Annotated in this window: 17 protein-coding genes and 1 pseudogene; 14 read left to right on the plus strand and 4 right to left on the minus strand. The window is 59.2% G+C overall.

Features of this window, described 5'->3' with window-relative positions; genetic code table 11:
- The first annotated feature begins 5 nt into the window (after positions 1-5).
- Positions 6-2189, plus strand: a complete 2184-nt coding sequence (locus ACFSR7_RS07745; RefSeq protein ID WP_378160241.1) for an NEAT domain-containing protein — start codon at positions 6-8, stop codon at positions 2187-2189.
- A 296-nt stretch (positions 2190-2485) separates the two neighbouring features.
- Positions 2486-2791 (plus strand): annotated as a pseudogene (locus ACFSR7_RS07750) (group II intron maturase-specific domain-containing protein); the annotation flags it as partial.
- Positions 2792-2838: 47 nt separating this feature from the next.
- Here the strand turns inward: ACFSR7_RS07750 and ACFSR7_RS07755 are convergent.
- Positions 2839-3732: an SDR family NAD(P)-dependent oxidoreductase gene (locus tag ACFSR7_RS07755; protein ID WP_378160243.1), complete on the minus strand. Its 894-nt coding sequence runs from the start codon at positions 3730-3732 to the stop codon at positions 2839-2841.
- 182 nt (positions 3733-3914) lie between these two features.
- Here ACFSR7_RS07755 and ACFSR7_RS07760 point away from each other — a divergent pair, with 182 nt between their 5' ends.
- The 4 genes from ACFSR7_RS07760 to ACFSR7_RS07775 all read left to right on the plus strand — a co-directional run bounded on the left by ACFSR7_RS07760 (position 3915) and on the right by ACFSR7_RS07775 (position 6880).
- Entirely contained in the window at positions 3915-4382 is a 468-nt protein-coding gene (locus ACFSR7_RS07760) for a MerR family transcriptional regulator (RefSeq protein ID WP_378160245.1), read from the plus strand.
- A gap of 139 nt (positions 4383-4521) precedes the next feature.
- A complete protein-coding gene (locus tag ACFSR7_RS07765; protein ID WP_378160247.1) occupies positions 4522-5274 on the plus strand; it encodes a class I SAM-dependent methyltransferase in 753 nt (250 codons plus the stop codon).
- Between the two features lie 163 nt (positions 5275-5437).
- Positions 5438-6097, plus strand: coding sequence for a type A chloramphenicol O-acetyltransferase (gene catA, locus ACFSR7_RS07770; RefSeq protein ID WP_378160249.1), 660 nt, complete (start codon positions 5438-5440; stop codon positions 6095-6097).
- A 75-nt stretch (positions 6098-6172) separates the two neighbouring features.
- A complete protein-coding gene (locus ACFSR7_RS07775) occupies positions 6173-6880 on the plus strand; it encodes a tyrosine-protein phosphatase (protein WP_378160251.1) in 708 nt (235 codons plus the stop codon).
- 83 nt (positions 6881-6963) lie between these two features.
- On the opposite strand, the gene dapA is transcribed toward ACFSR7_RS07775, so the two are convergent.
- Entirely contained in the window at positions 6964-7851 is an 888-nt protein-coding gene (gene dapA / locus ACFSR7_RS07780; protein ID WP_378160253.1) for a 4-hydroxy-tetrahydrodipicolinate synthase, read from the minus strand.
- A gap of 269 nt (positions 7852-8120) precedes the next feature.
- Here dapA and ACFSR7_RS07785 point away from each other — a divergent pair, with 269 nt between their 5' ends.
- From ACFSR7_RS07785 to ACFSR7_RS07815, 7 genes are all read left to right on the plus strand, one after another.
- A complete protein-coding gene (locus ACFSR7_RS07785) occupies positions 8121-10370 on the plus strand; it encodes a glycosyltransferase family 39 protein (RefSeq protein ID WP_378160255.1) in 2250 nt (749 codons plus the stop codon).
- Positions 10371-10717: 347 nt separating this feature from the next.
- Positions 10718-11719, plus strand: a complete 1002-nt coding sequence (locus ACFSR7_RS07790; protein WP_378160257.1) for a glutathione S-transferase family protein — start codon at positions 10718-10720, stop codon at positions 11717-11719.
- Positions 11720-11738: 19 nt separating this feature from the next.
- Entirely contained in the window at positions 11739-12239 is a 501-nt protein-coding gene (locus tag ACFSR7_RS07795) for a GNAT family N-acetyltransferase (RefSeq protein WP_378160259.1), read from the plus strand.
- A 104-nt stretch (positions 12240-12343) separates the two neighbouring features.
- The gene (locus ACFSR7_RS07800; RefSeq protein WP_378160261.1) at positions 12344-13663 is read left to right on the plus strand and encodes a phytoene desaturase family protein; all 1320 of its coding nucleotides are present in this window, start codon (positions 12344-12346) and stop codon (positions 13661-13663) included.
- Positions 13653-14558, plus strand: a complete 906-nt coding sequence (gene sigJ, locus ACFSR7_RS07805) for an RNA polymerase sigma factor SigJ (protein ID WP_378160263.1) — start codon at positions 13653-13655, stop codon at positions 14556-14558. The genes ACFSR7_RS07800 and sigJ overlap by 11 nt, the downstream gene beginning before the upstream one ends.
- A gap of 162 nt (positions 14559-14720) precedes the next feature.
- A complete protein-coding gene (chrA, locus tag ACFSR7_RS07810) occupies positions 14721-15944 on the plus strand; it encodes a chromate efflux transporter (protein WP_378160265.1) in 1224 nt (407 codons plus the stop codon).
- 642 nt (positions 15945-16586) lie between these two features.
- Positions 16587-18341 carry a methyl-accepting chemotaxis protein gene (locus ACFSR7_RS07815; protein WP_378160267.1) on the plus strand — a complete coding sequence of 585 codons (1755 nt, stop codon included), beginning with the start codon at positions 16587-16589 and terminating at the stop codon, positions 18339-18341.
- Between the two features lie 15 nt (positions 18342-18356).
- On the opposite strand, the gene ACFSR7_RS07820 is transcribed toward ACFSR7_RS07815, so the two are convergent.
- Positions 18357-19238 carry an AraC family transcriptional regulator gene (locus ACFSR7_RS07820; RefSeq protein ID WP_378160269.1) on the minus strand — a complete coding sequence of 294 codons (882 nt, stop codon included), beginning with the start codon at positions 19236-19238 and terminating at the stop codon, positions 18357-18359.
- 182 nt (positions 19239-19420) lie between these two features.
- On the opposite strand from ACFSR7_RS07820, the gene ACFSR7_RS07825 reads away from it, so the two are divergent.
- On the plus strand, positions 19421-20245 hold the full coding sequence (locus tag ACFSR7_RS07825) for a sugar phosphate isomerase/epimerase family protein (RefSeq protein ID WP_378160271.1): 825 nt from the start codon (positions 19421-19423) through the stop codon (positions 20243-20245).
- A 309-nt stretch (positions 20246-20554) separates the two neighbouring features.
- On the opposite strand, the gene trpB is transcribed toward ACFSR7_RS07825, so the two are convergent.
- Entirely contained in the window at positions 20555-21718 is a 1164-nt protein-coding gene (gene trpB, locus ACFSR7_RS07830; protein ID WP_378160272.1) for a tryptophan synthase subunit beta, read from the minus strand.
- Positions 21719-21775 lie beyond the last annotated feature (57 nt).

The raw sequence follows: 21775 nt of genomic DNA on the forward strand, positions 1-21775 counted from the left end.
TACCGGTGACAGTGTTGGAGAACGGCACAGATAACATTTCTGTTATGGACGACTATGTCAGCGATACCGCAAAGCTCAAAGTGCAGGGCGGCGTCAATACGGTCGAAGTCACGTTAACCAACAGCGACTGGATCAAGGAGCTGAAGACCGAGCGTGCGGGTACGCTGACGGACGTAACGAATATTACGCAGGATACATATGACAACGCCACATCTACATACAAACGCGTCGTGCAGTTTGCGGTCGCCGATCTTACGGCCAAGCTAAATGCATCTGTCCACGTTGTCATTCCCGTTATGTCGTATGATGAGAGCTATGACGTTCAGTTCAAGTTCAACGCAACGAACGTGCCGCTGGCGCAGACGAGCCTGTTCCCGGACAATGCGCAGCCGATCGGCCTGTCCATCTACAAGGACGGCACGACAGAGCCGTCGAGCATGGGCAACTACGTGTCGAAGCCGGGAACGCTGTATTCGGATGAAACCGGCTATTATGTGGCCTTTACGCTGAGCAGCAGTAATCTGATCACGACGCTGACGTATGATGTCGAAGGCGGAGCAACGGAAGCAGCGAAGGTGCTGAGCGAGGATACGGCAGCTAAAAAGCGGGTCGTCGCGCTGCGCGTAACGGATCTGACCAAGAAGCTGAACGTTCATATGACGGTGCAGGCCGGGCCGACGCTGATGACGCATACCGTGCAGTTCGCGTTCGACCTGAACGGCGTCGTATTCAAGCTGCCGTACACAGTCTACAAGGACGGCACCGAACAAGCATCGAGCATGGAGACCTACGTATCCAAGCCGGCGAGCCTGAAGGTGCAGAACGGTTATTATGCGCTCTCCTTCACACTGTCGCGCAGCGATCTGGTCAAGACGCTGCAATATGACAAGGCAGGCACCAAGACTGACGCGACCGAACTGAGCGCCGATGCGGACGCGAAGACGCGCTTGCTGGAGATTCAAACGACGGACCTGTCCGTCCGGCAAAATGTGTACCTGTCCGTGCAGGCCGGACCGACGCTGATGACGCACACGGTCCAGTACGGCTATCAAGCCGCCGGCTTGCCGCTCCCTGTCAAGGCGCCCGGCTCCGGAACGACGCCGACGGACCCGACTGATCCGACGAACCCGTCGAACCCCGGCAACGAGGGACCGAAGCTGAGCGACGGCTACTATACGCTCAACTATCGCGTGCTGAAGAGCGGCACGACCCAGCCCTCGGTGATGGAAGACTATATTCAGCATCCGGGCTGGCTGCAAGTTTCCGGTTCGCAGAAGTACGCTTATATCATCTTGAATAAAGGCAAGGAAATTACGAGTCTGTCGGTCGGCGGATCTTCGGTCGCTACGATCAAGAACGATCAAGTTGCGAACAAACGGCTGGTTCGCTTCGAAGTGACGGGCGAGATTCCGGTCGTACTGAGCGGGAGCGTACGGGTGGACTGGGACGAAGTGAATTACCACAACACGTATCCGATCGATATCGAGATTCAATCGGTAGGGGGGGCAACCGCCGATCCGCGCGGTCAACTGCAGGATACGACGACGGGAGCGCCGCAGGGCTCCGGTCCCGCGACCGATGAAGGAAGCGGAACGAAGCCGGAAGACGGCTCAAGCGTTCCTTCGACGCCTGAGCCTGCCGTCAAGCTCAGTGATATTGCTGCGCACTGGGCCAGCGCCTCGATCGAGAAAGCCGTTGAACTCGGCTTCGTGACGGGCTATAAGGACGGTTCGTTCCGTCCGAATGCCGAAGTGAACCGGGCCGAGATCGCGGTGATGCTCGCCAAGGCGCTGAAGCTGACGCCTTCGACGGGGGCAGTCGCATTTAAGGATGACGGCAGCATCCCTGCCTATGCCAAAGACTATGTGGCTCTGGCAGCGGGGAACGGCATTCTCCAGGGTTATGCGGACCAGACCTTCCGGGCGTCTGAACGCGTCAGCCGAGCGCAAATGGCTGTCATGGTCGTGCGTGCCCTGGGTCTGCCGGTCGACGAGTCGGCCGAGCTAAGCTTCGCGGATGCCGCTGCGGTGCCTGCATGGGCCAAGCCGTACGTGGCCGCCGCCGTCAAGGCCGGGCTGCTGGAAGGCCGTACAGGCAACCAGTTCGCGCCGAACGGCAATACGACCCGTGCCGAAGCTGTCACGCTGATCCTGCGCCTGCTGAGTTTGAACGGCGAAGCGCAAAGCTAATCGCATCACACGCACAACAAGACGCCGGCTTGCCGGCGTCTTGTTTATTGTGCGCCCAGCATGGGCGTTATCTATAGGGTGAAAGTCCCGAATGGCGAAGGCAGTAGTAGTCATTAGCCTAAGACACGGGTGTCGACCAAGAGGTCGAATCTGAAGGAAGTCGGCGGCAAACCTCCGGTTCGAGGAAGCGTGTGGAATCCAATAAAGGAAGCCATGGCGTAGATGGAATGAGCGTAAAATCCTTACGCGAACACATCAAACAAAACTGGCCGTCGATGCGTGAAGCCATAGAAAAAGGATGGTGCGGCTACTTCTCGTTCGCGGACACGCCAAGTATCTTTCTAAACATGGATTCCTGGATTCGAAGAAGGCTGCGAATGTGCCTGTGGAAGCAGTGGAAGAATCCGAGAACCAAAGTCAAAAGGCTTATATCCTTAGGCGTGCCAAAGGATAAAGCCTTTGAATGGGGAAATACCCGAAAAGGGTATTGGCGGATTGCAGGTTGTCCCATCTTGCATCGGGCGCTGGATAACCAATACTGGAAATCCAACGGCTTAAAGAGTTTATTGGACAGATACAACTCATTACGGAATATTTCATGAACCGCCGTATACCGAACGGTACGTACGGTGGTGTGAGAGGTCGGAGGCTAGTCGCCTCCTCCTACTCGATTGCGAACCGCGTCTGCCAGATACTCCTGCTCGTAAAGATCGCGCATTCTTTCCAAAATGCTGCGGGCTTGATCCAGATGCTTTAATTCCGTTACGCGGCCTTTTTGCAGAAATACGCCTGTATCCGTACGATGCTCCCCGAGCGCACCCTCGTACAGGCGATCGGCGCCGTGCGTGGGCGGGGAGAAGAACAGCTTCATCAACGGTATCACCACGAGAGGCAAACCGGACTTTTTTCCTTTCCTGAGCGTATTGTTGCCGCCGGGGTCGACGCTGCGAATCCGGATGCCGTCCGCCATCAGCTGCGGGGCGAGGGCATGCGTCCACAAGGAGAGCGCCAGCTTGGAGGCGGCGTACGGACCCAGCAGTTTACGAAAAGTTTGGGGGCGCTCCAGGCTGTGGATGCTTAATGCCTTCGTGTATTTTAACGCCGAAGACGAGGTGTTGATCACCGTTTTGAAGCGGCTGTTCCTCAGGCTATCCTTCAGCTCCATCAGGATGATATAGGGTGCGACCGTCATTAGCTCATAATGCTTCTCGCGCCCCTGTGCCGAATAGCTGAGCTCGGGAAAGGAGCCGCCGGCATTGTTGAACAAAATATCGATCCGCCTTTCTTTGGCCTTGATCTCTTCCAGAACCCGCCGCAAGCCGGCAAAATCGGCAAGGTCCGCCGTTTTATAAACGCGCAGCTGTCCGCGCCGGACCGCTTCCTGGATGTCCCTTTCATCCGCGGGAAAGTTAGAGCGAACGACAGCCGCTACCTGCCACTGCGCCGCCAGCATTTTTTTGGTTAATGCCAGCCCGATCCCTGCGTTTGCACCTGTAATCAGAGCGATATTTTCGCGATTATTCATATTCGTGCTCGTGCTCATCGTACGCCGCCTCCTCCGATTGCGGGGCCGTTTTCCCCGATAGCGCACAGTCTATAAGTTGGAGTCGGCTCCAAGTCAAGGATGCGGCAGCAGCGTACCGGTATCCGCCCGACTCGCTTGACTTGGAGTCAACTCCAAGATGTACAATGCACGTAACGAGCAAAATGCCGGGAGGGAATATGATGAAGACAGAACTCGCTTTTACGATCAAGCAGACTGCGGACCTGACGGGCATTTCCGAGGATACGATCCGTTACTACGAGAAGATCGCGCTGCTGCCCCGGGCGGAGCGAAAAGGAAACGGGCATCGCGTATACGGGGAAGAGGATCTGCGTACGATCCGGCTGCTCGCTTGCCTGAAGAAAACGGGGATGCCGCTGGAGGAGATGCGACCGTTCCTGACCGTCTCCGCCGATGCAGACCCTGCGGAATATCCCGAGCTGGTGGCGCAGCTGCGGAATCATCGGGAAAACATCGTCAGCCAGATCGCTTCGCTGCAGCAGGTGGTCGATTTTATCGATATAAAGCTGGAAGAAGGACGGTACCGCGGGGAGTGCCCGAGCGAGGAGCAGGCGGAGTCGAAAAAAAAGCCCATCTCCCCGATGGAGATGAGCCATTTTACCGGATCGGGCAAAGCGGGCAAGTCGTAGCGCAAGTTTATTCGGGCTGGTAACCCTCACGAATCCGCTCGCATGCATTCAGTAGCCTATCCTTCAGCGCTATCGCCCCATTTTCGGTTAAATTTGAATCAGGAACAAGAGGGAGCCTCATCCGAAAGGCGGATTTATCGTGAATGAAGCAGACTACAAAGCGTTCTACGATCGCGTCGGGCAGTCGAACGGCTGGGATTTCAGCAAGCTGAAGGTAGAGTCGGAAGGGATACAGGCCGACATCTATGGAGAAATCAAACGGATGTGCCGGCAATCCGATCTGCTGCTGGACATCGGCACAGGGGGCGGCGAGGCTGTACTGGCCATCCGCGAAGCGGCACTGCTGCTGGTGGGGATCGACCGCTCACGCGGCATGATTCAGACATCGCAAGCGAACTTGATGAGATCGGGCGCCTCGAACGTGCGTTTTTTCGAAATGGATGCCGAACGGCTCGACTTTCCCGAGCAGTTCTTCGACATTGTGACGTGCCGGCATGCCGGGTTCTCCGCGCGACAGGTAGCTAAGGTGCTTTCACGCGACGGTATTTTCATCACCCAGCAGGTCGCCGAGGGCGACAAGCTTAATCTGAAGCAGGCCTTCGGCCGAGGACAGAGCTATGGGGAAGCGGACGGAACGTTGATGCGAAAATATAAGCAAGAGTTGGCGGAAGCGGGCTTTTTCGACATCCAGTCCATGGAATTCGATACGGTGGAGTACTACCGGACGCCCGAAGACTTGATCTTTCTTTTGAAGCATACGCCGATCATTCCCGGCTTCGGACAAGAGGAGGGCGACTTTGAGATCTTGCGCGCATTTATGGAAGACAATCGGACCGAAAAAGGGATTCGCACGAATGCGAAGCGATTTAGAATAAAGGCGCGGCTTGCTTAAAGCAGGCGCTTAATACTATACGGATATGATGTGATAGAATGAGCTGATGCAAGCGCCATATGTGATATGTAGACGTAAATATAAACCAGGGACGTGGACGGATATGGTCAAAGCAGTCGATGTGCCCTCCTAAAATTCAAAATATTTTAGGAGGGCGAAAAAAATGATATTTCATCCGATCGCAATGGAAACATGGGGCCGAAATTCGTATTTCGAACACTACCTGAACCGGGTGCGCTGCACGTACAGCATGACTGCGAACATCGACATTGCGCTTTTGCAGGCAGCGCTTAAGCGCAGTAATATCAGGCTATATCCTGCCTTGATCCAGATGATATCGACGGCGGTGAATCGCCACCCCGAGTTCCGGACTTGCTTCGATTCCGCAGGCAGGCTGGGCATATGGGAGCGGATGTCGCCGAGCTTCACGATTTTTCATGCGGAGGACAAAACCTTTTCGAGCATCTGGGCGCCGTACTGCGAAGATTTTAGCGCTTTTTACAACCGCTTCCTGCAACAAGTGGATAAGTACAAGGACTCCAGACAGCTTTTCCCATGCACCGACGAACCGCCCAATACGTTTCCGATCTCCAGCATCCCTTGGGTGAATTTTACGGGATTTAACCTGAACATATACGGCGAGGGAACCTATCTGCTTCCGATCTTCACGATGGGAAAATACGATAGGCAAAACGACAAGTTATGGCTGCCGGTGTCGGCGCAGCTCCACCATGCGGTTTGCGACGGATATCATGCAGGCGTGCTGTTCAATGAGCTTCAGGAGCTGGCAGCGGATTGCCGAAGCTGGCTGGCAGGTATATAAGACCAGCAGGATGTCGTACCTTGTCCCTCGCGGAGCCGTCTGCTAACATAGGGAAAATACAAGGGAGGCGCTGATGTGATCGATATACACTGCCACATCTTGCATGGCGTGGACGACGGCGCCAAGGATCTGGACGAGTCCGTGGCGATGGCGCGGATCGCCTACGAGGACGGTATACGGGATATCGTCGTGACGCCTCACTTCAACAGCTTGTTCCTCACCATGTCCGATGTCGTGCATCGTAAGCTGGAGGAACTGGAGCGCGAGCTGGACAGGCAGGGCATCGATATCCGGCTGCATCCGGGAAACGAGGTCCAACTGGTGAGCGCGGCGTTTTTCGACGAGCATCGCAGGAACCGTTCGTTCGCGCTGCTGGGCCGGCCGGGCACGCATCTGCTCTTCGAGCAGCGCTGGAGCGGCTATGACCCGGCCACGCCGGAGATCGTGCAGCGCCTGCTGGACGCGGGCGTGACGCCGGTGATGGCGCACCCGGAGCGGCATCCTTTTTTCAGAGACGACCCGGAGCTGCTGCCGCAGCTGATCGAGCTGGGCTTGTGGACGCAGGTGTCGGCGGACAGCCTCGTCGGCAACTTCGGTCCCGAGGCGCAGCGGTACGGGCGCGCGCTTATAGCGGCAGGACATGCGCACACGCTCGCGACCGACGCCCACAACGTGAACCGGAAGCCGAATCTCAGCGCGGGCATGGCCATTTTCGAGGAGGTGGCCGGCTCGCAGGCGAGGGTGGAGCTGGATGCGCGGATGCGCAGCATTTTGGCCGATTGACGCAAAGAGCAAATCGGCGCAGAAAAAAGTTTAACGCAATGAGGAAAACGAATCGCCGGTGCAGACGCCCCGGCGATTTTTATTTATGACGACGTCTGGAGTAATACCTCCAGCTCCTCGCCCAGGGACTGCGAGATCGGGCTCATCGGCAGCCGCAGCTTATCGGACGCGATCATGCCCTGGCGGGCCAGAAGCCACTTTAGCGGCGCCGGGTTAGGCTCTTCGAACAGTCGCTCAATCCAAGGCAGCACAGTTGCGAACGTTTGGGCGGCGCCCTCGGCATCGCCCCGTTCGAGCCTGTGATATACGTCGGCAAAGGCGTCCGTCTTTACGTTCGCCGAAGCGAGGATGCCGCCCCTTGCCCCCCGACTCAGCCTATCATAGAAGCACCGGTCTTCGCCGCACAACACCGGCTTCGAGGTCGTCCGCACCAGCAATTCGAGCAAAGAGGCGTCGTCCGTGCTGTCTTTCATACCGATGACGCCGTCCAGCTCCATCACGCGACGGGCCGTATCGATGCTGAGTCTCGTGCCGGTGCGGGACGGAATCTCGTACACGATAACGGGAACGCCAACCTGCGATACGAGGCGGAAATGCGCCAGTATGCCCTCCTGCGAAGGCCGATTGTAGTACGGCACGACGACAAGGACGGCATCGGCGCCGAGGCGCCTTGCTTCCTCCGTCCGCTTGACCGAAGTGGACGTGCTGCTCGTGCCCGTGCCGACCACGACCGGTAGCCGGCTTCCTTTCTCCCGGACCGCTTCCTGCGTCAAGCGCAATAGCGAGGCCACTTCATCCCAAGAGAGCGTGGGCGATTCGCCTGTCGTGCCGCCGACGACCAAGCCCTGAATGTCACAGGCAAGCAGCCGATCCACATAGCGCCGGTAGGATACGAGATCTACTTCTTCGTCCGCGGAGAACGGCGTGACTGTCGGTACGAATATTCCTTTAAGATGCTGCTCGCTCATCATCGCGTTTCTCATCTCCTTATACAACTCATGCCCTCACCGTAGCATGGAATTTACCGCTGCCGTTATCCCGCATTTTCGATAATGCGATCAAAGTTATCGATGGGACGGTTAGTTCAAATATGCGACTAGTCCAGACGGTTCGGGGCGAAGCGGTGGATGGTTCCATTGCAACGCCGGATTTTCAGAAAACATTCAGTTTGTTTTAATGTGCATCTTAGCTTCTATGTCCATAGTTAAAGGATGTGATGGCGCAAAGGAGGGGCGGACGCATGAGAGCTCCTGTTAAGGCTAAATTCGATATTCCGCTGATATTCATCGTTTTATTGTCCGCGTTTTTGAACGGCTTCAACATCTGGACGGATAAGTACGCCAATACCTACTACACGACGGCGGTTGCGGCGATGATGGAGAATTTGCACAATTTCTTCTACGCCTCGCTCGATTCCGCAGGCTCGGTCACAGTGGATAAGCCGCCTGTCGTATTTTGGATCCAGACGATCAGCGCCAAGCTTTTCGGACTCCACGGCTGGAGCGTGATCCTGCCTCAGGCGCTGGCCGGCATAGGCTCAGTGCTGCTTGTATATAAGCTGGTCAAGCCGACCTTCGGCAGGGCTGCGGCGCTGATTGGCGCCCTTGTCATGGCCTGCACGCCGATCGCGGTCGCCGTCAGCCGTACGAACAACATCGACAGTATGCTCGTATTCACCTTGCTGCTTGCCGCTGCTTTGCTTTTCCGCGGTGTGCGAAAGGGAAGCGCTTGGAGCGTTTTGGGCGCTTTTGCGGTTGTCGGTATCGGCTTCAACATGAAGATGCTGCAGGCTTATATGGTGCTCCCGGCATTTTACTTGTTCTACTGGATCGCGTCTTCGCGCTCGTGGAAAAAGAAAACGGGACTTCTGGCCGGCGCTACGGCGCTTATGCTAGTCGTCTCGGTGTCCTGGGCGGTGGTCGTCGACGCGATCCCCGCGGACAAACGGCCATTTATCGGGAGCAGCGGCACGAATTCGGTGCTGAATCTGGCGTTCGGCTACAACGGCGTGTCCCGGCTGACGGGAGATCGCGGGCAGGGCGGCGGAGCGCCGAACTTTGGGAACGGCGGCGGATTCCCGGCGGGCGGACAGAATCAAAGGTCCGGTCAGGCCCAAGGGACGAATGCGAGCCAGGCGCAGGAGCAAAGCCAAGGGGCTGGAACGAACCAAACGCCGGACCAGGGTCAAGGGTTCGGCACGAACCAAGCGCCGGAGCAAGGCCAAGGAGCGAGCCAGAACCAGGCGTCCGGCCAACAGGACGGCGGCGGCTTCCGGGGCGCTCCGCGGGGCGGCGGCACAGACGGCTTTGGCGGAGGCTTCCGGCAGGATGGCGGCGGCTTTGGCGGCCCCGGCGGATCCGGCGGTCCTAACGGCGGCCGCAGCGGCGGCATGTTCGGAACAGGCCAGGCGGGGCCGCTGCGCTTGTTCCAATCCTCTCTGTCCGATCAGGCCAGTTGGCTCATTCCGTTCGCGCTCATCGGCTCGGTCGGCCTGCTTGGCAGCATTCGCAGGCGCCGGTGGACGGATAAGCACAAAGAGACGATCTTCTGGCTGTCATGGCTGTTTCCGGCGGCGGCGTTCTTCAGCGTCGCAGGCTTTTTTCACCAATATTATCTGATCATGCTCGCGCCGCCGATCGCCGCGCTGACCGGAGCGGGTTTCGTCGAGATGTGGCGGGCTTATAGAGATCGTGCGTCCTGGACATCCTGGCTGCTGCCCGCTGCTATTTTGGCGACGACGGTATTCGCCTGGTACATCGTTCATCCGTACGACACGACGATCGGCGGCGGGTGGGCAGCGGGCATCGGGCTGGCCGGCGTGACCGTTACGGCGCTGCTCATCTTCTGGAGAACGAGGGAAAATCTGCGTCCCGCCCGCATATGGGCGATCGCCGGATTGCTGACGCTGCTGGTCGGCCCCGTGTACTGGGCATTGACGCCGATTACGTATGGCGTCAGCAGCATGACGCCGATCGTCGGCCCGAGCTCTTCCCGCGAGGCGGGGGGACCGCAGGGCGGCGGATTCGCGGGACGCGGGCAAGGCGGCGGCGAGTCGTCCGGCAGCGTGGACGAGGGGCTTTACGCTTATTTGAAGGCGCACAATACGGGGCAAAAATATTTGCTTGCGGTATCCGACTACGGCACGGCGGCACCATATATGATCGATAAGGGCGAATCGGTCGTCATACTGAACGGCTTCAACGGTTCGGACCAGGTCTATACGGCCGACAAGCTGCAAGCATTGGTGGCAAAAGGCGAAGTGACCTACTTCTTGATCGGTGGCGGCGGAATGGGCGGAGGCCGCGGCGGCAGTAGCGAGGTCACGCAGTGGATTCAACAGCACGGCAAGGAGATTCCGGCTTCCGAATGGCAGTCGTCGTCGAGCAGCGGCACTGCGCAGTCCGATGCTGGCGACAGCCGGGCGAACGGCGGATTTGGCGGGTTTGGCGGATTCGGAGGCAGTGCGACGTTATATGCGGTTTCTTTATAACATACCGAGCATCCCGGCGGCTGTTCTCGGAGGCAATTACAATGGCAGCGATACAAATACCGTCTATATCTGGTCCAGGCAGCGCTCGATAACGACGAGTACGCAGAATATGAAGTTTGGGGCAAAATTCAACAAAGACTGACAGTACAAGATCGAGGCGGTCGCTGTTCAAAGCCGGCCGGACTAAGCGTTATATCAAATGAAGCCCCTGGCGCTCCTAAAGGAGATGCCGAGGGCTTTCTATTTTAGCGCGCAGGATGAATCTGCAAGCAGCGCAGTCCACGGGCCTTTTCATACCGAATCGGCTACAATAAGGCTACAATCCCACCAGTAAAGGAATGAAGCCCATGTCCGCAAGCGAACAAGCCGGCAGCAAGCCGGCCGAGATTACGAAGGACGGTTCGTTCAAGCGCCAAGTCAACCGGTTTACGAAGCCGTTCGGGGAGGGGGCGGACGCGCTGCCCGTTGAAGCGGGCAGATATCGCCTGCTCTGGTCCGCGGCCTGCCCTTGGGCGCACCGGTCCGTGATCGTCCGCCGCGTGCTCGGGCTAGAGGAGGCGATCAGCCTGGGGACCGTGAGCCCGATGCGTCCGAGGCTGGCGCGCGTAGATTGGGAATTCTCGCTGGATCCGGACGGCGTCGATCCCGTGCTAGGCATACAGTATGTCAGCGACATCTATCTGAAGACGGACCCGGCTTACGAAGGCAGGCCGACGGTTCCGGCAGTCGTGGACGTGCAGCGGCAAGCGGTGGCGAACAACGATTATTTTAAGCTCACTAACTACTTAGAGACCGTATGGGCGCCTTTTCACAAGCTGAACGCACCGGATCTGTATCCCGAGGCTCAGCGCGAGCAGATCGATGCCCTCAACGAGGTCATTTTCCACGACATCAACAATGGCGTATACAAATGCGGCTTCGCCCATTCCCAGGAAGCTTACGACGCGGCCTATGACACCTTGTTCGCGCGATTGGACGAGCTGGAGCAGCGCCTGGCGCGCAGCCGGTTCCTGAACGGGGACTTCATCACGGACTCCGACGTCCGTCTCTATACGACGCTCGCCCGGTTTGATGCGGCGTACTATACGGCTTTCCGGACCAACCGCAATCTGCTTCGCGAGTTCGAGCATTTGTGGGGCTACGCCCGAGACTTGTACCAGACGCCGGGCTTCGGAGATACGACCGATTTTGACGCGATCAAGCGCCACTATCATCTGTCGATCACCATCGCGACGGACAAGCAGGAAGTGAGCATTTTGCCGAAGGGGCCGGATCTCGCGGTCTGGGAGACCCCGCACGATCGGCAACGGCTGAGCGGCCGCGAAGAGAAGTTTCTCGTGCGCAACTGAATAAGGAGGATTCAAAAAAATGCATATACGTGATGCCGCGCCCGAAGAGCGAGGTTTAATCCGGGAGCAACGGCTGAATGCCTACAGCGAGCACGCACAGTCGATCCCCGCCGCCCACTGGCGGGCGCTGTCCCAAGCGATCGGCTCGGAAGCGGACGCCCAGCCGGGCGTTCAATTGATGGTCGCCGAGGTGGACGGACAGATCGCGGGAAGCGTCGCGCTGTTCCCCGCGGAGTCGGATGCCTATGAGGGGCATGCCGACAAGCAGGACTATCCGGAGATCCGCATGCTGGCGGTAGCTCCGGCATATCGCGGCAAGGGCGCAGCGTCGGCGCTGATCGCCGAATGCATTCGCCGCGCCCGCGACGCCGGCTGCCGGGCCGTCGGCCTGCATACCGGCGAGTTCATGCAGGATGCGCGCCAGCTGTACGAGAAGCTGGGATTCGAGCGGCTTCCGCAATACGATTTTCAGCCCGCGGACGATGGAATCACGGTCATGGCGTTCCGGCTGGAGCTTTAGCGGGCGGCGCCGCTAAGCGCAAAAAGGCGCTAACGCCGCCCCGTGTCACAAACTTGATCTCCTAATCGTCATGTAGCCATCAGACCGGAGAGGATGGATCAAGCATGACGCAAAGAGACGATCACAAGGAATGGGACGTTGTCATCATCGGAGGGGGCATCGCCGGATTGACGGCTTCGATCTACCTGGCACGGGCGGGCCAAAGCGTGTTGGTGCTCGACAAGGGCGCGAATGTTGGAGGCCGCGCCGCGTCGAACGAGATTGCGGAGTCGCGCGTCAACCTGGGCGGGCATGCGTTGTACAAAAGCGCGCTGCCGATTCTGCGGGAGATCGGGGTCGAGCCGGCGGGAGGAACGCCCAAGACGACCGGCGCGTTCGTGTACAAGCAAGCGTACGGCAGCAACAAGGTGCTCCCGCTCGGACAACTCTTGCTCGGCTCGTTTCTGAAGTGGCACGAGAAAACCCAGCTGCTTCGTTTCTACAGCAAGCTCCGCAAGATCGAGACCGCCGCCCTGCATAACGTCAGCCTGCAGGATTACCTGGCGTCCGAGCTTAGCAGTCCGCGCGTGCGCAGCGCCGTGCTCGCGCTTGTACGCTTAGCCACGTATTGCGATGCCCCGCAGTTGGTGAGCGCCGGCGCCGTCATCGAGCAGCTTGGCCAGGCCCAGGTCATGTACGTGGATGGCGGCTGGCAGTCTCTCGTGAACCGACTGACGGAACAGGCGCAGCAGGCAGGCGTGTCGATTCGCGCGCGCTCGCTTGCGCGGGAGATCGGCGGCAGCGCCCCCGACTTGAGGGTCGAGCTCAAGGACGGCACGCGGCTGAGCGCTCGCCATGTGATCTCCACCGCAGGGCCTGCGGAGACGTTGGCGCTGCTGAGCCCCGCGCTGACCGCTGCGGAAGCCGCCGTATACGAGCGCCTGGTCCCTGTTCGCGCCGCATGTCTGGATCTCGTCGTGTCCGGCATGCCCCAGCCCAAGACACGATTCGTGCTTGGTGCCGATTATCCGTGGTACTACTCCAACCATTCGGCCGTCGCTTCGCTCTCCGACAATCCCGCGCGCGAGGTCGTGCACGTCATGAAGTATTTGCCTGCTTCACAGGAGACGGATCCCGCGCAAGATGAGAGAGAGTTGGAGGGCTTCCTCGACCTCATTCAGCCGGGCTGGCGCAGGCATGTCGTGCAACGCCGCTTTCTGCCGCGGATGCTCGTCTCCCATGCGGTCGTAGACGCCGCGAGCGGCGGCCTCTCCGGCAGGCCCGGGCCTGCCGTCCATGGGCGGCCGGGGCTGTACGTAGCCGGGGATTGGGTCGGCGCCTCGGGCATGCTGCTCAACGCATCTCTGGCAAGCGCGCGTGAGGCGGCCCGATGTATAATTGCCGGTAAGGACACAGTCAAGGAAGGGATGCATCGTGGAGCTTGATGCCGCGTACCGGACGTACAAACCGCTGCTTCTTTCCCTCGCGTATCGCATGCTGGGTTCGGTCGCGCAGGCCGAGGATCTCGTCCAGGATGCCTTCGTCACGGTTCAGCAGCAGGATACGGATCAGCGAGGCGGACCGATCCTTAATTTAAAGGCGTATCTGTGCAAAATCGTCACGAACCGCTGTCTCGACCACCTGAAGTCCGCGCGCCGTAAAAGGGAGTTGTACGTCGGATCCTGGTTGCCGGAACCGCTCGTAGAAAATTATGCGGCTGCCCAGGACGCTGCGGCGGGACGGGATCCGCTGCAGATCGTCTTGCTCGAGGATACGATATCGTACGCCTTTCTTGTCCTGCTCGACCGGCTGACGCCGGTCGAACGCGCGGTGTTCATTCTTCGCGAAGCTTTCGAGTACGACTACCGCGACATTGCGGACCTCGTAGACAGGACGGAGATCGGCTGCCGCAAGATTTACAGCCGTCTCAAGCGAAAAATCCAGGAAGAGCCGGCAGCGGATCCGGCATCGAGCGAAAGGTGCGAGCAGCTCGTGCTCCGCTTCCTGCATGCGACGGCTTCCGGCGACATGAAGGGGCTCCTCGCGATGCTCGCCGAGGATATCGTGCTGTACAGCGACGGCGGCGGCAAAGTCAGTGCCGCGGTTCGGCCGATTACGTCGAACGCGCGCGTACTCGCGTTCATCCAGGGAATTATATCGAAGGCCGGCGTGCTGGGCGGTTTGAGGCTCGTCAAAATTAACGGGCAGCTTGGTTTCTGGCTGACCAGCCCGCTCGAACCGTTCCCTACGCTCGTCAGCTTGGCGTTCAAGGACGACCGCGTGCAGGAGATGTATGTGCTGCGTAATCCGGATAAGCTGCGGCATCTGAATTTGGAATAATACGATGATAAAAATCCGCTTTCCTGCGTGCAGGAGGCGGATTTTACTTTTTTGCGTCAAGGTAAGGTTATCGTTTTGAACGGGAGATTGGGGGAGCAACACAGGGACAACAATCGCGTGTTATAAGTAAAAGTAAATCGCTGCAAGGAGCTAATAGACGTCATGCTATCGAATCGGCAAGAGGTTAGGGGCACATATCGAAACGGGAAGCTCGGCACACTGCTGGCGGTACTGGCCGTATCGACCAAGCTGGGCTTGACCTCCTTCGGAGGGCCGATCGCCCATCTTGGCTACTTTCATGAAGAATACGTGCGCCGGCGAAAATGGATGGACGAGCGGAGCTACGCCGATCTGGTGGCCTTGTGCCAACTGCTCCCGGGACCGGCCAGCAGCCAGGTCGGCATCGGCATCGGCGTATCGCGTGCGGGCCTGCTTGGAGGTCTCGCAGCCTGGCTGGGCTTCACCCTGCCGTCCGTCATCGCGCTCGTCGTGTTTGCCTATTTTGTACGCGGATACGACATCGGCAGTTCGGGATGGATTCATGGACTCCAGCTTGTCGCGGTCGCGATCGTGGCCCAGGCGGTGACCGGCATGAGACGGCAGCTCGCGCCGGACCGAGGCAGGGCGACGTTAGCGGTTCTGGCGGCGGCCGGCGTCTTGATGTGGCAGTCGGTCTACACCCAGGCGCTTATTATTGTCGTGGCAGGTTTGGTCGGTTGGCGGATTTACCGCCAGGAGCCGTCGCGGGAAGAGGCGCCCGATCTGCGCATTCCTGCCGGACGTATCAGCGCCGTCGTTTGTCTCGTGCTTTTTGCGATTTTGCTGGCGGGCCTGCCGCTGCTCCGAAGCTTCGGCGATGCTCGCTGGCTGGCGATGTTCGACGGCTTTTACCGGTCGGGCGCGCTGGTCTTCGGCGGCGGGCATGTCGTGCTCCCGCTGCTTGAGCGCGTCGTCGTGCCATCGGGCTGGGTAAGCCAGGCGGACTTCTCGGCGGGCTACGGCGCGGCGCAAGCGGTGCCGGGGCCGCTGTTTACTTTTGCCGCCTACCTGGGGACGATGGCAGGCGGCATCGGAGGCGCGGCCATCGCCGTGATCGCCATTTTCCTGCCGGCTTTCCTGCTCGTCGTCGGTGCGCTTCCGTTCTGGAACGCGCTGCGGAGCAGTCCTAGCGTTCGTGGCGCGTTAGCCGGGATCAACGCGGCGGTCGTGGGCATTCTGCTGGCGGCGCTGTACGACCCGCTGTGGACGACGGCCGTCGCGAGGCCGGCGGACGCGGCTATGGCGCTTCTGCTGTTCCTGCTGCTGGCTTTTTGGAAGCTGCCGCCGTGGGCCGTCGTCCTGGCCGGCGCGGCAGGCGGCGTGCTGCTGGGGCTGCTGCCTGTTTAACCTACGCGAACGCAAAGATCCGGGCGGTTGGCCCGCCCGGTTCTCAAATGCAATGCGTTGAATGGCGGTGAGGGGTAGCTAGTGGCGGTTGATTGGCGGTTAATGGTTGGCGATCGATGGTTGATGATTCATGGTCGTCAATTTGCGGTTGAGGTTGCTAGAAGGCAGCTATTCCCCGAAAATTTGCTCCCGGGAACGCCCGGCAACCCTATTAAATGCTTTTCAACAACTATTTGAGCCGGATACCTTCCCCGGGATCAGATTAACTGCTTTCTGACTATTAAATCGGATCCCGAGCAAAATAAGAGGCGCTCTGCAAGGGGAGGCTATGCGCGATCGTGCTTCGGCAGTCTGATCTCAAAAACGGTCTCCCCGCCGCTCGCGTCGTTTGGAGACGAATCGATATATGAGAGCTGGGCCAAGCGGGCCGCGGCCATTTTCTTTGACTTGTGGCACGCTCAATTCCGGCACAATCGGCAATTATTGACCGTCTTTCTCGCGCTCGCCGCGCTAAGCCTTTATTTAGCCGCGAACGCCTTCCTTCAAGAAGGATAAGTCGAATAATAATCGAATTTATAATGTCGAGCATTCTTGAAAAATAGGGAAATTTGTCGCAAACCACACTAAGGAGCATGGATCCGCATGTTTAGATTTAGGAGCCGCCTCGTATTCAAGCTGTCGGTTATGATACTGACGATCTTCGTCATTCTGTCTTCCGCGTTGATCTATTTGCAAGTTCGCAACACCAAGCAGGCCAGCGAGGAAGCGATCGGCAGCTTCGGCATGCACGTCGCCGAGGCGTATGCGGGGCATTTCGATATGGCCTCCTACGAGACTTATATGAAGGATGCGCAGGAGAACGACCTGTATTGGCAGCTGCGCGAAGCGCTGAACCGCTATCGGATGGAGATCGGCGCGCTGTACGTGTATACGGTAAAAATCGACGATCAGGGGCAGCCTGTCATCCTGATCGACGGCCAGCCGAAGAACGAAGAGACGGCGTCTCCGATCGGCGAGGTCACCGACATGCCGCAGGAAGCGATCGCTGACGTATTGGCGGGCAATACGGCCAAGACGGGCATTCTTCACAATGCCGATTACGGCGATTATATCTCGGCTTACGCGCCGCTGCGGGATTCGTCGGGCCAGGTGGTCGGGGCTATCGGCATCGACACGGACGTCTCCGTTTCCAACTCGATTTATCGCCAGGTCCTGGACAAGAGCACCCCTGTTTTCATATTGATGGGTGCGCTTACGCTGGTCGTCTTTTTACTGATCGCCTGGTTCATGTCCCGGGCGCTCAAGCCGCTCGGCACGATCGTGCGCGGCGCGGAAGCGATGGCCGGCGGCGATCTGGCGGAGGCGCAGCGGCAGCTGGGCGCACGGCGCGTACGGTCCAAGGACGAGATCGGGCAAGCGTACGTCGCAATGGCGAAAATGGCCGAGAGACTGGGCGTCACGTTAGGCAGCGTGCTGCGCGACGTGACGGCGACGACGGAGGAGCTCGTGCGTTCGACCGATCGATTCGGTACCGAGGCGGGCCGCATGGTGACGCTAAACGTGGAGCTCGAGCAATCGATCGCGCAGTTGGCCGACGGGGCGGCGCATCAGCGAACGGGAGCGGAAGAGAGCGCGAAGTCGATGGAAGAGATCTCGCTGGCCATCCAGCGGGTCGCCGAAGCGTCGTCAAGCGTCGCCGCGGCTTCCGGCGACGCGCTGGCGACGGCAGAGCAAGGTAGAAGCTCTATCCGTTGGCTCAAGGCGCAGGTCGGCTCGATGTCCGGCGTCGCAGAGCAGACGACGAGCTCGGTCCAGGTGCTGAACGACTATATGCAGGAGATCAAGCCCATCCTCCAGTCGATCGTGAGCAATGCGGACCGGACCAAGATTCTGGCGCTGAACGCTTCGATCGAGGCAGTGCGGGCCGGAGAGCACGGATCGGGATTCGGCGTCGTGGCCGGCGAGATCCGCAAGCTTGCGGAGGCAGCCGCGATGTCCGCGACGCAGGTCACCTCGCTGCTCGAGCAGATCCGCCGAGAATCGGCGCAGATCGGGGAGCGGATGGCGGAGGAAGCGCAGGAGATGGCAAAAGGCGTGGAGCTGTCGGGCGAAGTGGCATCGTTATTCGACGATACGGTAGACCGGTTCGTCTTTGTAAACGGATATATCCAGGAGATCTCGGCTGCCGCGGAGCAGGTGCTTGCCGGGTCCGAGGAAGTCGCCGCGTCGGTCGAGCAGATGTCGCAGATCTCGGCTGTCAGCGCGGACAGCACGATCTCCATTCAGCGGATGTCTGCCGACCAGCTCGAAGCGGCGAGACGGATCGCCGACACGACGGAGCATCTCAAACGTCGAGGCGTCGTATTGGAAGAAGCGGTCGCCAAGTTCAAGCTCTGACGCGGCCCGCCGCGCTCAGCGCTCGTTCCTCGCCTTGATCGTCCTGGCGTACTCGGACGGCGTCATGCCCACGGACTGCTTGAAATGACGCGAAAAATAATGGACGCTGCTGTACCCGAGCAGGTTCGAGATCTCGGTCAAGTTATAGACTTCCTCGCGAATATAGCTTTTGGCGCGTTCGATCCTCAGCCGGTTGAGGTACGCGATGATGCCCGTACCGACCGTGCGCTTGAACAGAATGTTCAGCTGCGTGCGGCTCATATTAAACTGTGCGGACAGGCCGTCCAGCGTAATTTTGCCGGATAGATTCTGCTCGAGGTAAGCGACGATGCGCTTGCCCATGTGCGCGCTCTGATTCTCGGCGGTGGTGGACATGAGCTGCTCGGCCTGCTGTCTGGCAGGCTGCGCATTGCGGATGATGAGGATCAGCAACTGCTCCAAATAGAGTTTAAACAGCTGTTCCGCAGCGAACGCGGCTTCGGGCCTGGGGACGATCGGATACTGGTTCAGGCCGAAGGCGTCCAGTCCCTCCTTCATCAGTCGCGCGAGCGCCGCATGCTCGGCTTGTCCGATGCGGAACAGCTTGTTTTCGTCGAAAAAGGCCATGGCTTCGTTGTCGCAGCGGAAGGTGACGATAAACAGATTGGGCGCCTTGCTGCCGGTGCTCTCCAGTTGATGGAATTCGTTCGGACTGTGCACGAGAATGTTGCCTTGGTTCAGCCGATAATACCCCGATCCCGTGTTCGCGTTGACCTCGCCCTTATCCACGTAGACGATCTCCCAGAAATCATGGCTCTCCGCGACGTACTGCTCGCGACTGGACTGCTCGAAGTAATAGCAGGTATAGATGTCGTTCACGACGAGCCGCTCGCGCAGCCGATGCTTGATAAAATCCATCCGGTTGTCCCCTCCTCCTTAAAGTATAAACTTTCCGTTCGATTATGCAAAAGGAAGTATAAATTTACCGACAAATTTTCTAAATCAAGCCGCAGGGAAAGGGGCTATGATGAGGCTAGCAAGCTTACATAGCCACTGGCGGGCGTCGGCCCCGTCTTGGGGACACGAGGAGGGTATTGGACTTGAATATTGGCGTTATTCATACGATCGATACGAGCGCGCAGGACAATATGTTTAAGGTCGTCAGCGATTACGGATTTAACGTATGCCAATTGAATTCGTGGAACATGGATGATTGTACGCGGGAAGTGGCCGAGCGGGTCGTCAAGGAAGCAGGCGAGGCGGGCGTTCGCATCTGCGCGGTATGGGCGGGCGTGCCGGGACCGGCGGAGTGGAACTTCACGCAGGGTCCGCTGACGCTGGGCCTCGTGCCCGAAGCTTACCGCGAGGAGCGGGTGAAGGCGCTGAAGGGTTGGGCGGACTTCGCGTCATGGATTGGCGCGCCCGCGATCATTACGCATGTGGGATTTATCCCGGAAAATATGACGGATCCCGCGTACCCGGCGGTCGTCGAAGCTGTCCGCGAGGTCGCCGCCTATTGCGAGAGCAAGGGGATCGGCTTCTGGTTCGAGACGGGGCAGGAGACGCCGGTCGTGCTGCTGCGGACGATCCAGCGGGTCGGCACGTCCAACCTCGGCATCAACCTCGACCCGGCCAACCTCATCCTGTACGGCAAGGGCAATCCGATCGACGCACTGGACACGATCGGCACTTACGTGCGCAACATCCATGTAAAGGACGGGCTGTACCCGACCGACGGCGACAACCTCGGCGAGGAAGTCCGCGCGGGCACGGGCAAGGTGAACTTCCCGGCGTTCGTGCGCAAGCTGAAGGAGATCGGCTTCGCGGGCGAGTACATCATCGAGCGCGAGATCTCGGGCGAAGCGCAGCGGCAGGACATCCTGCGCACGACGGACGATCTGAAGCAGTGGCTGCAGGAGGCGTGAAAAGGGGCTAGCAGATAAGGTTACGTGGTCCCGGCTAGCGGTGCGATCACTGGAGGGGCTCGATATAGAGCCTCTTGCCTCGGATGGTGTCGCGGCCCCGCTAATGTAGTCCTGTCTGGAGTTTCATGGCCTCAGAATGTGCCGCGGTCCAGCTATGAAGCTCTATCCGGAGCTTCATGGCCTCGGATGGGACCCTTGTTTTAGACAACTCGATTCTCTATGGCCGGCACAGCAAACACAAAGAAGCCGTCCCTAAGTCAGCGAACATGACTCGGGGACGGCTTCTCTGCGCTCGCGGGCGTCGGCCGCTTACTTTTTCAGCATATGGAACACTTGCTCGACGTCCTTGTCGCCGCGGCCGGACAAGTTGACGATGAGGATCTGGTCCCGCGGCAGCGTCGGCGCCAGCTTCTTGGCGTGGGCGACCGCGTGCGCGCTCTCCAGCGCAGGCACGATGCCTTCCGTGCGCGACAGCTCCTGGAACGCTGCCAGCACCTCTTCATTGGTGACCGTCACATATTCCGCACGACCGGACACCTTCAGATGGCTGTGTTCCGGCCCGATGCCCGGGTAATCGAGTCCAGCTGCGATGGAGTAAGTTTTGCGCGGCTCTCCCGCTTCGTCCAGCAGCACCAGGCATTTGAAGCCGTGGATGATGCCCGGCACGCCTTCGGTCAGCGTAGGCGCCTGGTCGGGCTCGACGCCGATCAGACGAACGCCCGGCTCGTCGATGTAATGCGCGAACGCGCCGATCGCGTTGCTGCCGCCGCCCGCGCAGGCAATGACGGCGTCCGGCAGCCGGCCTTCCTTCTCCAGAATCTGCCGCTTGGACTCCTGGCTGATGATCGCCTGGAAGTGCTTGACCATCGTCGGGAACGGATGCGGCCCTACGGCCGAGCCCAGCAGGTAGAACGTATTCTTATAGTTCTGCACCAGATCGCCCAGCGCCTCGTCGACCGCGTCCTTCAGCCGGCCTTGCCCCTTGTCGACGGGGATGACCTTCGCGCCGAGCAGCTCCATGCGGAATACGTTCAGCGATTGACGTCGCGTGTCCTCGGCGCCCATGTAAATGACGCAGTCCATATCGAACATGGCGCAAGCCGTAGCCGTCGCGACGCCGTGTTGTCCGGCGCCCGTCTCCGCGATGATGCGCTTCGCGCCCATGCGCTTGGCAAGCAGGATCTGGCCGATGGCGTTGTTGATCTTGTGCGCGCCCGTATGGTTCAGGTCTTCGCGTTTGAGATAGATCTTGGCGCCGCCCCAGGCATCGGTCAGACGCTCCGCGTAGGTCAGCGGGCTTTCCCGTCCGACGTACTCCCGCAGGTAGTACTGCAGCTCCTCGTTGAATGCCGGATCGTCCCGGAACTTGTAAAATTGCTCGCTGAGATAGCTCAGCACATCCTGCAATTCCGGCGGCACGAAGCTGCCTCCGAACTCCCCGAAGTATCCTTCCTGCAGCGTCTCTTGGCTCATGCAAGCGCCTCCAATGGTAAGGTTAGGATTTCTCTCTTTTCTATATAAGCGTATCAT

Origin of the sequence: Cohnella sp. GCM10020058, assembly GCF_042683485.1 — a bacterium.
GTDB lineage: Bacteria > Bacillota > Bacilli > Paenibacillales > Paenibacillaceae > Cohnella.